Source organism: Terriglobales bacterium, from assembly GCA_035561515.1.
GTDB lineage: Bacteria > Acidobacteriota > Terriglobia > Terriglobales > Acidobacteriaceae > DATMXP01.
Genome location: DATMXP010000009.1, coordinates 19,651 through 31,753 on the forward strand (window position 1 = coordinate 19,651; position 12,103 = coordinate 31,753).

General features: G+C 54.7%; 13 protein-coding genes. 4 read left to right on the top strand and 9 right to left on the bottom strand.

The genetic code is table 11. The features are described from left to right. Positions 1–71: 71 nt before the first annotated feature. Positions 72–830: an alpha/beta fold hydrolase gene (locus VN577_03600; GenBank protein ID HWR13885.1), complete on the top strand. Its 759-nt coding sequence runs from the start codon at positions 72–74 to the stop codon at positions 828–830. On the opposite strand, the gene VN577_03605 is transcribed toward VN577_03600, so the two are convergent. The 5 genes from VN577_03605 to VN577_03625 all read right to left on the bottom strand — a co-directional run bounded on the left by VN577_03605 (position 827) and on the right by VN577_03625 (position 5,308). Continuing rightward, positions 827–2,473, bottom strand: a complete 1,647-nt coding sequence (locus VN577_03605; GenBank protein HWR13886.1) for an AarF/UbiB family protein — start codon at positions 2,471–2,473, stop codon at positions 827–829. The genes VN577_03600 and VN577_03605 overlap by 4 nt on opposite strands. 61 nt (positions 2,474–2,534) lie before the next feature. Further along, complete coding sequence (locus tag VN577_03610) at positions 2,535–3,200, bottom strand: hypothetical protein (GenBank protein ID HWR13887.1); 666 nt, start codon at positions 3,198–3,200, stop codon at positions 2,535–2,537. Between the two features lie 12 nt (positions 3,201–3,212). Next, the gene (locus VN577_03615; protein HWR13888.1) at positions 3,213–3,818 is read right to left on the bottom strand and encodes a hemerythrin domain-containing protein; all 606 of its coding nucleotides are present in this window, start codon (positions 3,816–3,818) and stop codon (positions 3,213–3,215) included. 8 nt (positions 3,819–3,826) lie between these two features. Beyond that, positions 3,827–4,213, bottom strand: coding sequence for a DUF488 domain-containing protein (locus tag VN577_03620; GenBank protein ID HWR13889.1), 387 nt, complete (start codon positions 4,211–4,213; stop codon positions 3,827–3,829). A gap of 441 nt (positions 4,214–4,654) precedes the next feature. Continuing rightward, positions 4,655–5,308, bottom strand: a complete 654-nt coding sequence (locus VN577_03625; protein ID HWR13890.1) for a PAS domain S-box protein — start codon at positions 5,306–5,308, stop codon at positions 4,655–4,657. Positions 5,309–5,513: 205 nt separating this feature from the next. Here VN577_03625 and VN577_03630 point away from each other — a divergent pair, with 205 nt between their 5' ends. Both VN577_03630 and VN577_03635 read left to right on the top strand, forming a co-directional pair. Then, positions 5,514–6,617, top strand: coding sequence for a thiamine pyrophosphate-dependent dehydrogenase E1 component subunit alpha (locus VN577_03630; GenBank protein HWR13891.1), 1,104 nt, complete (start codon positions 5,514–5,516; stop codon positions 6,615–6,617). Between the two features lie 21 nt (positions 6,618–6,638). Beyond that, entirely contained in the window at positions 6,639–7,625 is a 987-nt protein-coding gene (locus VN577_03635) for an alpha-ketoacid dehydrogenase subunit beta (GenBank protein ID HWR13892.1), read from the top strand. A gap of 7 nt (positions 7,626–7,632) precedes the next feature. On the opposite strand, the gene VN577_03640 is transcribed toward VN577_03635, so the two are convergent. From VN577_03640 to VN577_03650, 3 genes are all read right to left on the bottom strand, one after another. Next, a complete protein-coding gene (locus tag VN577_03640; GenBank protein HWR13893.1) occupies positions 7,633–7,971 on the bottom strand; it encodes a cupin domain-containing protein in 339 nt (112 codons plus the stop codon). 204 nt (positions 7,972–8,175) lie between these two features. Beyond that, positions 8,176–10,527: an NADH-quinone oxidoreductase subunit NuoG gene (gene nuoG / locus VN577_03645; GenBank protein HWR13894.1), complete on the bottom strand. Its 2,352-nt coding sequence runs from the start codon at positions 10,525–10,527 to the stop codon at positions 8,176–8,178. A gap of 120 nt (positions 10,528–10,647) precedes the next feature. Further along, the gene (locus VN577_03650; protein HWR13895.1) at positions 10,648–10,908 is read right to left on the bottom strand and encodes a 4Fe-4S binding protein; all 261 of its coding nucleotides are present in this window, start codon (positions 10,906–10,908) and stop codon (positions 10,648–10,650) included. A 123-nt stretch (positions 10,909–11,031) separates the two neighbouring features. On the opposite strand from VN577_03650, the gene VN577_03655 reads away from it, so the two are divergent. Then, a complete protein-coding gene (locus VN577_03655; GenBank protein HWR13896.1) occupies positions 11,032–11,568 on the top strand; it encodes a redoxin domain-containing protein in 537 nt (178 codons plus the stop codon). A gap of 33 nt (positions 11,569–11,601) precedes the next feature. Here VN577_03655 and VN577_03660 read toward each other — a convergent pair whose 3' ends face one another. Further along, a complete protein-coding gene (locus VN577_03660) occupies positions 11,602–12,102 on the bottom strand; it encodes a transposase (protein HWR13897.1) in 501 nt (166 codons plus the stop codon). Between the last annotated feature and the right edge of the window lies 1 nt (position 12,103).

A 12,103-nucleotide genomic window follows, 5' to 3' on the forward strand; every position in this document is an offset into this window, starting at 1 on the left:
CGATGATTTTCCGGTATGATACCGGCACCGGCTTCTCACCGACATTGACACGTAAACTGCAAAGCTCCTCCATGGCTCCGGCATTCGGCATTCGCGAAGACGAAGCAGCGGCTGATATTCCTATTTGGAAGGAAGCGCTGTTTGGGGCTGAAATGCTGTTGCTGCATGCGTCGCCCGTATATTACGGACTCGGTATTCAACGAGGGGACGATTCCGCTGTGGTTCTCGTCCCCGGTTTCTTAGGCACAGACTTCTACCTTACCAACCTGCGTAATTGGCTGAACAGAATCGGGTACAAGGCCTACCTCTCCGGTATCGGCTTGAATGCTGAGTGCCCCAACCTTCTCATCGAATATCGCCTGTCGCAGACCATCAAGAAAGCGCTTGCGGATACCCGACGGAAAATCCATTTGATTGGCCACAGTTTGGGAGGCGTGATTGCGCGATCGGTCGCTGCTCAACGCCCCAATCACATCGCGTCCGTCACTACCCTGGGTGCGCCGTTTCGTGGAACGGTTGTTCATAAGTCGGTACTTCGTGCCGCAACTGCTGTTCGCAAACACATCATCGCGGAGCACGGGGAGGGCGTACTTCCGAATTGTTATACAGCTCGTTGCACGTGTGACTTCCTGCAGTCGCTGCGATGTCGCATACCCGACACGGTCTTAGAGACCGCTATCTACACGAAAGACGACGGCATTGTCGACTGGCGCTATTGCAGAACGGAAGATCCGGAAAAAGATTTCGAGGTGCCCGGAACGCACATCGGCATGGCGTTCAACGCTTCGGTGTACTCGATTATTGCCAGCCGACTGCACCAAGCCCGCTAGACAGAACTCTGCACGTTTTCTTTTACAAGCCACTTGAGTGTGGCTCGTTCTATCCCAATCCACATTCTGGCAGGGTAAAGGAGTGCGCTCGCGTGCAGGTAAATCAGATCTTTCGAACGCAAGGGCCAGAGCGACAAATGGCGCGAGCGAACCGACCGGGCGAGAAGATGCCTGCAGACCACGTTTCCAATGCTCAAATCATCAACGCCAAGATCGTGCAGTACACCATCCAGTGTGAACAAGACTTTAGACAACATAATCAACGGAGAAGGGAAGCGCACGCCTTTTGCCGTTAACCATTCCAGCAGACGCATCGCATCCACCGAACTGGGCAAATGAGAAAGCTTCATATCTTCGAGGTAGCCGGATACGAGCTCAAGAACATCTTTACGACTGCAAGAGCTTCGCTTCGGGGAAGCAAGCGCAAGGACGCAGCGAGTCGTTCCAAGGGGATCGCGCAAAGCGAAGTAGAACAACAACAGTCCCAGGTTTCGGCGCTGCGATCGATTAAGGCTCTCGGTGAGAGCCCAATCGAGAATTACGAGTTTCCTTGTGGCACGGTCGTAAAGAATGTTTCCGGCGTGCGGGTCGGCGTGAAACAAGATCTGCTCATCAGGTGAGAAGAGGGGCACGATTACGAAGGCATCGATTACTCTCCTTGCCAATTCCTTCTTTTCACTCCGGCTCAACAATCTTCCGCAATCGGTGACCTTCGCTCCTTTTTCCTCGGTGATCGCCGTGATGGAGTCAGTGCAGAGCTCGGCAATGACGTGTGGAACCCTTACATTGGGAGTCGATGCATAGACCTTTGCTGCCGCGCTTAGGGTTCGCTGTTCACCCCAAAAATCAACCTCATGTGCAAGCAGTCGGCGGACCTTCCCGAAAGTATCGGCCAGTGCGTCGGCAGCGAATCCATATTGATCTAGTCTCGATCCAAAATGTTCTGTGAGTCCCTGAAGAAGTTGCAGGTCTTCTTTGAAATAGCTGGGAATGTACGGCTTGAGGACTTTGAACACCCCAGCACGGCGTACTGCGGAGCCGGGTTGTTTCCACGTGAATCGGACGATCGCGCTAACGCTTGCCTCTGACAGCAAAGTCGGCCTCATTCGCACCTGCAGATCCTCGAGCTTTTGTCCGAGTTGCCGACGAATGAGTCTCTGTACCTCTCCCGCTTCTACATCACGGATTCCGTTTTCAAGTTTTACAAGGGATCGCCGCAAGGCACGCCCCAAGTGTCTATTCCGCGCCACGATCTGTCCGAGCTTCTGCAAGCCGGGAACTTTGGCAATAAGAAGTAACAGTCTTGTCTCGATTCGCGTGCGGGGTGGAAGATCAAGTTGCTGAATGATTTTTGGAGCTAATCTATCGGCTGAGAGATTGAGCACGACAAAGCACATTGCATCGCGGACCACCGGCAGCCAGTTTTCAAACCGCTTCGGAACTAGGCGGGCGGCAGGCACCGCCTGATCTGCAATCCACTTCGCCAGTAGCTGTCGCAGCATTGGCCCAATCGGAGAGTTCAGAGATTCAACGAGAGCCGCAGATCTCTCCTTGATTGATCCGTGCAGCGGCAGGACCGGAGGTAATTGCCACTCAACTTTGCGGGAAGTGATCTTCCCGGCAGGATGTGACAACAGCTTCATGCCAACGAGCAGAATACCCTCGGGGCGTTGCGAACGTCAGTGATTTGGGGCGACCGCCTATTCACCCAGCCGAGACTAGGGGATTCGGGAGGGATGACATGGCATCGCTGCAGGGGAAGGTCTCTGCGAGCGTTTCATCTAGGCCCCGTTCTCGCTGCTGCCTGGCTCGATTGATGGGGACAACGCGATCCGTCGGTTGCATGGTTGCGAACCAATGCGAAAAAGCTTCCGTGGTGACACTTGATTCAACGGACCTGTTTCTTCCTTCAGGCCAAACTATGGTCAAGAGAAATACGCTATCCACTTGGGCAACGACGTCGTGAACAAGATCGTGATCGAGGGTTGCTAATTGTCCGGCCGCCAATTCGAGGATTTCGTCCCGAAGGTGAAGTGTAAGTTTGCCGGTAAGGGCTTGGATGGAAATGCGACCGGATGTCCGATGTTCGTGCAGCGCTCCACCGGCTTTCAAAGCCACGAGGACGATGCGCAGGTCCGGATACTTCACTAACGTGTTTGCCGTATGCTCGGCCTGCCACGGCTGTTCCGATTCCAACCGGTGGATTTCTTCCTGAAGGTTGAAGCTCAACATTGGCCCCGAAGTGGGCGCGGGTTCCCGTACTCGACCGTCGTTACGCGCATTGATAGCAGACATTTTCTTCTCCGTTCGTATTTGTTGAAGGCCGGCTAACTGCTTCTTCCTGGCTGCGGCAAAGTCCAGAATGTTCATCGCCGTCTCCGATTAGCATTCGCAAACCGAACATTGGGGCACTGGCGAGTTGTCTTCGGCTTTCGACAACGGTTGCGGTTCCCGGATGGAATCGATCATCGCTTCCATCGCGTGATGGACATCGGTGCCGATCTGCGATTCAACGGCTTCGAATTGTTGAGACAAGGTATCGTAGTCACTGGCAGAAAGAACCTTGTTTGCCATTGGGAATAGGAGGTATTCCTCTTTCCAGATATGTTGCTGATAGAGGTTGACCAGTGACTTAAGTGAGTTGATCAGTGCTGGGCGCACACTCACATCGCCCGCCTTGCAGGCGACGGAAGCTGCTTCGAGTTGATTCAGCAACTCGTGCCCGTGGCGATGCTCGCCAACAAGTGCGGCGATCGGGCATCCATTGGCAGGAACGCCTTTGCTTTCCAACAAGGTGAACAGCGCCTTCTCTTCTTTGCCGTGATGGCATTGCTCGCCGAAGATCCTCATGAATTGCACGATCTCGTCGAGGAGGGCCGCCTCACATGTGCCGCCGCGCTCCATCTCGCGGGCGAGGTTCGACATCAACGTAACGACCTTCTGAATTTCCCGATGCTCATGTTCGAGTACTGCAATGATGTTTTTCATGATTCCTCCTATGCCGCCTTACTCCGGCCGGCTGGTACGTGGTGGGCTGAGGCTTTGTGCTCCAGGTATTGCTTCAGTGCCACCGCATTGTTGTGTTCCACATCGTGCGAGCTGAAGATCAAGGTCACGCGATGGCTTTCAGCAGCATCCAGGATGGGTTCCCATACTCCGGGGTTAGCGTCGAGTTCCGCGAAATAACGTTGACGGAATGTTTTCCATTTGGCCGGATCATGCGCAAACCACTTCCGAAGCTCCGGGCTGGGCGCAATGTTCTTCGGCCAGGCATCGATATGGGCATTCACCTTTTTCACTCCTCTTGGCCAGAGACGTTCGACCAGGAGTCGTTTGCCATCCTGTTTCGAAACTGGTTCGTAGACACGTTTCAAGTGAATCATGTGAGACTCCTCATGCAGTACGTTGATCGGGCAGCGCGGAGGCTTGCTCAACGACTACGGGTGCGCTTCCAACTTGTCTGGGATCTGCAAGCGGTACGAGTTCAACTCCCATTGATGGATCGAACTTCAAGGAGAAGCTACGGCTGCACTCCATGCACATCCAAAAGAAGACCGTAGCCCGTGAAGGTTTCTGGCTGCAGATCGCGTTCGGGACATCCGCACAAGGTATTTGCGGTGACTTGATCTCAAACCGGTAAAGCCGGCCACCTTTCAAATAGTGGAATGGAACCTTGCAATTGGGGTTGGCACAATGGGAAACCATGCTGGAGCACCTCGCTGGCTCATCGCTCGTTAACAACTCCAATTTCGCCCCGGGAGGCAAGCAGGCGCAATGGTCCGGGCGTACTGGTTGGGAGTGATGTCCGTAACTAGCGGTGCGACTTAGATGAGCTTCCGCTGGATGGCGTGCATTACCGCTTCGAGTCGATTATGCGTGCGGAGTTTCTGGTTGATGTGATGCAAGTGATTCCGAAGGGTCTGGCGCGTAATGCCGAGTGTCGCCACGATCTGATCAGACTCCTTGCCTTCGGCGAATAGACGCAGAATTTGCTTCTCCTGGTCGGTCAATGATGCGACAGGCGCCGGACGGCCAGGGGCGGGAGTTTGTTCCTCAATCTGGCGAGAGAACTCACGTACTTTCTGGACCAGCTCTTCCGTCTTCTTTTGTTCGGTGATGTCGTGGGCAAGGTGGACCAGCAATCGCCGGCCGGTGCGCGGATTGTCGTAGACGATAGTGGACATGTTGATCCACAAGCGCTCGCCAGAACGGGACTTCACGTTCAGGTCGAAGTTGGGGATCGAGGTTTTCCCGCCGGCACATTCCAAAACGCTGCAGCTTTCATGACAGACGCGGGTTCCGAGCGGCCCCATGCCCTCCAGCAGTTTGTAGCAGGTATTTTGCAGTGCTTCGTTTGCAGTGAATCCGAATAAAGCCTCGGCGGCCTTGTTCCATGAACAGATCTTGCCCTCTTCGTTCACCGCGAAAGCGGCATCGGTTGTGTTCTCGAATAGTGCAAACAATTCCGTGTCGAGCATCGCCGTCCTGGAACTTCCGTACTTCCTAATGGTACGCCGTAGTCATTGCGGCATTTCACCGAAGGACCCGATCATAGAGACATTGAACACGCATTGAAGCCGTTCCGGCATGACTTATGTCACATCATATCGTGGCACGATATTTCATTATAGAGTGCGAGATGACGGTGCTGGAACGGGATTTCAGCCGGATTGAGAGTTTAGGATGGCAACCCAAGTAGAGAGAATAACCACGTTCCCGAACTTTGCAGGCGATTCTGCATTCGCCATAGGGGAATACGAACAGAAGTCGCTTCCGCTCGCAGTGGAGACGCTGCAACGGCTATACAGCTACATGCTGAAGTGCCGGACGGTCGAAGAACGCATTCGCATACTTTTCCGCCAGGGGCGGTTTGCCGGGAATTATTTTGCCGCCGTGGGACAAGAGGCGACGCAGGTGGGAGTGACGATGGACCTGCTGCCGGAAGACACAATCGCGCCATCGCACCGGAACTTCATCACCCACATCATGAAAGGCACGCCACTGCCACAGTTGCTTGCCCAAATCTATGGACGCAAAACAAGTCCGGACCAGGGTCGCTCAGCTCCGGCCCATTGCGGGTATGCTCCCCTGAACATCATCACCCCGGCTTCTACGATCGCGGCGCAATTGAATATTGGGACCGGCATCGCTTTGGCGTACAAGATGCGGCAGCAACGGAACGTGGTGGTAGCGCTTTCTGGTGAGGGTTCTACCAGCCTGGGATTCTGGCATGAAGCCGTGAATTTTGCCGGGCTTCACAAACTGCCGATGGTGATTGTGGTTGAGAATAACGGCTGGGCCGAATCCGTGCCCGTAACCCTGCAGACGGCCGTCACAGATATCAGCGAAAAGGCGAAAGCTTACGGAATTCCCGGCGTGACCGTAGACGGGAATGACGTGGTGGAGGTCTACCAGGCAGCACGAACCGCTATTACTCGCGCACGGGAAGGGCAGGGACCGACCTTGCTTGAATGCAAGACCTACCGCTGGTACGGACACTCGGAGATTGACCCTGCGAAGTACCGCGAGCCGAGAGAAGTGCAGGAATGGAAGGGGCGGGATCCGATACCGAGAATGGAACGCTTTCTAGAAGAGCAGGGTATCTGGACGAATGATTGGAAACAGAATTTGCTGAAGGAATTCGAAGCGGAGATCGAGCAGGCGATTGCGTTCGCGGAAGCTTCTCCGTTTCCGGAACCCGAAGAGGCATTGGACCACGTTTATTCGTTCGACATTCGGGAGCGGGAACTCGCGCCGAAAACATGGGAGCCGAAACTCGGCCGCTAAGAGTCTTCAGGAGTTTATGCAATGCCAGTCATGACATATATCGACGCAATCAATACGGCACTCGACGAAGAGATGACGCGAGATGAGCAGGTTTTCATTATCGGAGAAGACGTAGGCAAAATGGGCGGTGTCTTCAAAGCAACAAAGGGACTACAGGAAAAGTTTGGAGTGGATCGGGTTATCGATTCGCCGCTGGCGGAAGGAGTGATTGTCAGTTCGTCGATCGGCGCGGCGATGGCAGGAATGCGACCGGTGGCGGAGATACAGTTTGCAGACTTCATTACTCCGGCGATGGATGCCATCACGCAGCAGGCGGCGAAGCTTCGCTACCGTAGCGCAGGAACCCAGACGTGTCCGCTGACGGTACGCGTTTGCTACGGCGGTGGCGTGGGTGGTGGTCTCTACCATTCGCAAACGAACACCAGTTGGTTCATTCACACACCCGGGCTGGTGGTGGTTGCGCCTTCGACAGCATATGACGCCAAGGGACTGCTGAAATCAGCCATTCGCGATGACAATCCCGTCATGTTTTTCGAGCATAAGAAGCTGTATCGCTCGGTGAAAGAAGAGGTTCCTGACGAGGATTTCACGGTTCCGCTCATGAAGGCCGAGGTCAAGAAGAGCGGGAGCGACCTCACCGTGATCTCCTACGGCTACACGCTCCAATTAAGCTTGCAGGCAGCGGAGAAAATGAAACAACAGCACGGAGTGGATGTGGAGGTAGTCGATCTGCGTACGCTGGTGCCGCTCGATAAAGACACGTTTCTAGAATCCGTCGCCAGGACGAATCGGGTGGTGATCGTCCATGAAGATAATCGCACGCTGGGAATCGGCGCCGAGATCTCGGCCGTCATCGCTGAGCAGGCTTTCGACTGCCTCGATGCACCGATCACCCGTGTTACTGCGCCGGATGTTCCGGCCGTACCATTCTCGGCGCCGCTCGAGCATTTCTATATGCCGTCCGTGGAGAAGATTGTGGCTGCCATGGAAAGGACAATACGCTACTAGGGTCGTACTACTTCTGCCGCGCAGCTTCCTTGACCTGAACCAAGAGCATTCGAAATGGCGTCTTGGCTCGGACAGCATGGGAGAGGAGAGGCGCCATACGGATGAACGAACCCGGTTTGACTTGAACCGTGTCGCTGCCGAGATCGATATCAGCTTCTCCTTCGAGCACCTGAATCAGCGCCGGCGTGGGAGCCGAGTGGGTTGAGAGTTCCTGTCCCGCCGAAAATCCGAACAACGTGATATTCAGGCGTTCGTCCTTGTGCAGGACGCGGCTGATGATTCCGTTTTCAGGGATCGCAAACTCATTTACCAAATTGGGTACAAATGTGTAGTCGTTCGCCGACATTGCTTTTTCTTCTTCCTCGCTATTTTGATGATTGCTTCACGACAGTAGAGAGTATGTTCGAAGCTTGAGTTGCAAGGCGACGTGCGTCGTCCTGCAGTTCGGGGCGATACCAGAAATCGGACTTCCGCACCACCTGTTCACACTGGCTGCGCAATTCCAGCCAGTCAGGAGGCAAGTGGTGACAATGAGCGAATTGCTCTAGAGTCACGTGCCGCTCTCTTCGGAGGGCCCGGCAGCCTCGTACGGAAGATCGATCCGCTTTTCCAAGACATCGTCGAGAATGTCCGAGTAGCGTCCAAATGTACCGGACGAAAATAGATCATCCGTTGAGGGCAAGATTAGGTTTGGATCACTGGGAGTGGGCAAGCTGCCTTCCGCGGCGTCTTTGGAATTCAGGGGTATGGACGAATAGCCCGGTACAAGGTGACGAATCTCCTGCATGACGAGTTCGGGATCAAAGGGGCTAAGGCGCGGTTCAAGGTTCTGACGCACCACCCAAACTGCGTTGCGGTCTGCCTCTCCCGATTGCGCTCCTCGCGATTGCCCTATGTCGGCCTGAACACCAGTTCCGCGAAAAACTGGAAGTGCTGGACGCAATCCCATGTGCATTCCCATGCGCAGAAAGATTTCGAGGTCCGATCGTGATCCCGGGATATCCGCGGCTTTTCTCAGTCGCTGTGTTTCGCCGCAGGTGTTCGTAAATGTCCCAGCTTTCTCGTAGGCACTCGCTGCCGGCAAAACCACATCTGCGATGGTTGCCGTCTCAGTCAGGAAAAGGTCCTGTACGACGACGAACGTGTTCCTGAGCGCGAATGGATCGAGTCCATAACGGAGGATCGGGTTAGCTCCGACAATGTAGAGTGACGATAGACTCCCTTCGCCAGCGGCACTGAACATCTGCAGAAGGTTCAGTCCCGGCGTCGCCGGTATTTCCGCGCCCCAAGCTTCTTGAAGCTTTGATCGTTTATCGAGAGATAAATATCCGGGCAGCAAATCTGGGAAGATCCCCATATCGGCTGCGCCTCTGGAATTCGAATGATCGCCCAAACAAATGAACTTGCTTCCCGAAAGATCCGATCCAAACCGAACGAGTGTTTCTATGGCAGATCCGGTTAGTTCCGAACCGAAGATGATTACGAGGTCTTCTTCCTGACGTATGCGCTCGGCGAGAGCAGACAATTGCGAAGCGACCGGCTTGAGAGCATCGGATGGGATGCCGCTGGAATTGGCGAGATTCGCGACCGCCTGGCTGAGCGTACCAGGAGGCGTTTGCACTAACTCCGTCGCCTGCCGTTTAAGCTTAATTTCGCGTTCATTGACCAAGTAGAGCCGGGCATGATGCAGACGAACATTGTTCCGAATCTGCCAAGCCAGCAGTGGATGCTGGTAGGTAGGGTCGCCGCCAATTACGAGGATCGCTGATGCTTCGAATACATCCTGCATCGTCGCGGTATTCGCGCCATGTTGACGCAGAGCACGGACGAAGCCCGGGTAATCAGTCGTGCGATGATGGTCAATGTTGTTTGTCTGTAGTACGAGGCGGGCGAACTTCTGGAGCAGATAGCTTTCTTCATTCGTGAGCCGGTTTGATCCAATAACCCCGATCGCCGCTCCACCCTTCGTGTCCCTGGTTTCCTTGAACTTACTCACCACCAGGGAAAGAGCTTCGTCCCAGGTGGCAGGGCGCAATCGACCGTCTTGCCGAATCAGAGGTTCGGTAAGTCGATCTTTCCGATTCACGAAGTCGAATGCGTATCGGCCCTTGATGCACAGGAAATCACCATTGATTCCTGCTTTGTCGCGATTGCTGCCGCGAATGATCTGCATTCGCCCCTCGGTGGGTCGTAATCCAAGGGTAGTCGTACACCCATCAGCGCAATGCGTGCAGACGGTGGCGACATGCTTCATTTCCCATGGACGGGTCTTGTAACGGTAAGGCCCGGACGTCAGTGCGCCGACAGGGCAGATGTCGATGCACATCCCGCACTCTTCACACTGGAGGTAGTCTTCCTTGTTCGGCACGATGAGCTGGGAGGAGTTGCGATTGGCGATGCCGAGCGCCCACACATCCATGCCTTCTCCGCACACGCGAACGCATCGATAACACATGATGCAGCGCGGGCGGTCAAAATACACAATGGGGGACCATTGCTGCTCGTCGCGATGATTCTTGATGTCGATGAGGCGGGACTCAGATGCTCCGTAACTGAGGGTCGCGTCCTGGAGTTCGCATTGGCCACCTGCGTCGCATACGGGGCAATCGAGAGGATGGTTTTCCAGTACGAATTCCAGCATTGCCTTTCTAGCCTGCCGGACAGTCGCACTCTCGGTGGTGACGACCATGCCTTCCGTGATGACTGTAGTGCATGCGGTCTGGAGCTTGGGCATCTTCGCAATTTCCACCAAACACATGCGACAGGCGCCTTGCAGTGAGAGATTCGGGTAGTAACAGAAAGAGGGGATTTCGATGCCCACCCTCTTACATGCCTCGATCAGCAATGTCCCGGCCGGAGCAGTTACTTTCTTTCCGTCAACGGTGATGGTGACATCCGACATAACACCTCGACTAATCCGCCTCTATATCGTAATACGATATTCACTGGATAGCGAACCCATGCCGAGACATTGCTGTCGCCCCAGGTCGAACAGTGTTGCAGGCGAAAGGCATGTTGAGACTCAGCGTGGATAGTAAGCGGCATTGATCTCCGAAAATTGCTTCCACTTTTCCGGCAGGTCGTCGAGAGCAAAGATGGCGGAAACAGGGCAAACGGGCACACAAGCTCCGCAGTCGATACACTCGACAGGATCAATGTACAACTGAGTGTCTGTCTCGAAGGTTGCTTCATCTTTTCTGGGATGGATGCAGTCCACGGGGCAAGCGTCCACGCAAGCTGTATCTTTTGTCCCAATGCACGGTTCTGCAATTACATACGCCATATGGGTCTCCGGCTATGAAGGTAGAAAGTGCGCGCGAGGAGGTCTATGACATAAGTCCTCCCACAACCAATGCGGCTCGTGATTAATCTATCGTTATACGATGTATCATCGGGGGAGGTTGCCATGTCACAAGCAGAAATTGCCGGCGGAAAGCTGATTTCGGCCGACGAATTGCCCACGAAGGGACACCTGCTTCGTGATTTTGAGCTCGTGTCATCCAAAGGCGAACCGATCCACCTTTCCGACTATCGAGGACGCCTGAACCTGGTGTTGATTGTGACCGACCAGAACCGCGATGCCGAGGAACTACTGCGTGAGAGCAGAGATCATTACGAAGAAATTCGCAGGTACGATGCCGAGGTACTCGCGATTATGGGGCTCTCGCGTAAGCAAGCCAGCGATGAAGCACAAAGGCTGAAACTGCCGTACCCAGTGTTGCCGGATCCGGAGAAGCACGTACATCGGTTGCTGGGTGCAATTGATGCTCAGGGGCGAGACAGCGCGGCCGTGTACATCACCGATCGGTTCGGAGAGGTTTTCGGAGCTTACCGTACCAAAGATCAACAGGCGCTACCTTCGTTGCCGGATATTCTGAATTGGCTTGAGTTCGTCGAGGCTCAATGCCCCGAGTGTGAGCCTCCGGAATGGCCGGTACAGTGATTCGACCGGAATGCGCAGTCACCCAGACGCGGTTCAAGATTGAGTCCGCAAAGAGCTTGCGAGTCGGATTCCAGCGAGCCCAAGGCACAGAAGAAAGCCAGCGATGAATATCTGCTCGGGCCGCTGCTGTTGACGCACAATCTCAATCACTAAAATCATTGCCGCCAGCGCAAGCAGCGTGAGCGACATGCCGCGGTGGAACCTTCGCATTCCTGATTGCACCCAACTCTCGGGCTGGTGTTCGAGTACACGGCCAGAATTGGAGTCGGTGCAGCGAGACTTCATGGTGCAGTTATTGCAGTGATGAGGTTGTGCCCGGTACCGTGCTATGCGGAATGTCTCATCGTATGACTCTCGATGGAGGTGCTGGCCGCTGGGGCACCGCCAGAGATCGTTCTCCGGAACGTATGTGAAGCCTTGCGTGCTGCTTGTCTGGGCTCGCCGATGCGTGTACCGCGCTACGGCTTCGAGCGCCGCAGACACCGAAACGAGAAAGGCCGCGTAACCGGAAGCGAGTATGAATTCAGCATCCATT

Coding starts and splice junctions, on each gene's coding strand:
- VN577_03655 (HWR13896.1), top strand. CDS start 11,032: ATGTCACAAGCAGAAATTGCCGGCGGAAAGCTGATTTCGGCCGACGAA.
- nuoG (HWR13894.1), bottom strand. CDS start 10,527: ATGTCGGATGTCACCATCACCGTTGACGGAAAGAAAGTAACTGCTCCG.
- VN577_03635 (HWR13892.1), top strand. CDS start 6,639: ATGCCAGTCATGACATATATCGACGCAATCAATACGGCACTCGACGAA.
- VN577_03660 (HWR13897.1), bottom strand. CDS start 12,102: ATGGATGCTGAATTCATACTCGCTTCCGGTTACGCGGCCTTTCTCGTT.
- VN577_03640 (HWR13893.1), bottom strand. CDS start 7,971: ATGTCGGCGAACGACTACACATTTGTACCCAATTTGGTAAATGAGTTT.
- VN577_03610 (HWR13887.1), bottom strand. CDS start 3,200: ATGAACATTCTGGACTTTGCCGCAGCCAGGAAGAAGCAGTTAGCCGGC.
- VN577_03630 (HWR13891.1), top strand. CDS start 5,514: ATGGCAACCCAAGTAGAGAGAATAACCACGTTCCCGAACTTTGCAGGC.
- VN577_03625 (HWR13890.1), bottom strand. CDS start 5,308: ATGCTCGACACGGAATTGTTTGCACTATTCGAGAACACAACCGATGCC.
- VN577_03615 (HWR13888.1), bottom strand. CDS start 3,818: ATGAAAAACATCATTGCAGTACTCGAACATGAGCATCGGGAAATTCAG.
- VN577_03650 (HWR13895.1), bottom strand. CDS start 10,908: ATGGCGTATGTAATTGCAGAACCGTGCATTGGGACAAAAGATACAGCT.
- VN577_03605 (HWR13886.1), bottom strand. CDS start 2,473: ATGAAGCTGTTGTCACATCCTGCCGGGAAGATCACTTCCCGCAAAGTT.
- VN577_03600 (HWR13885.1), top strand. CDS start 72: ATGGCTCCGGCATTCGGCATTCGCGAAGACGAAGCAGCGGCTGATATT.
- VN577_03620 (HWR13889.1), bottom strand. CDS start 4,213: ATGATTCACTTGAAACGTGTCTACGAACCAGTTTCGAAACAGGATGGC.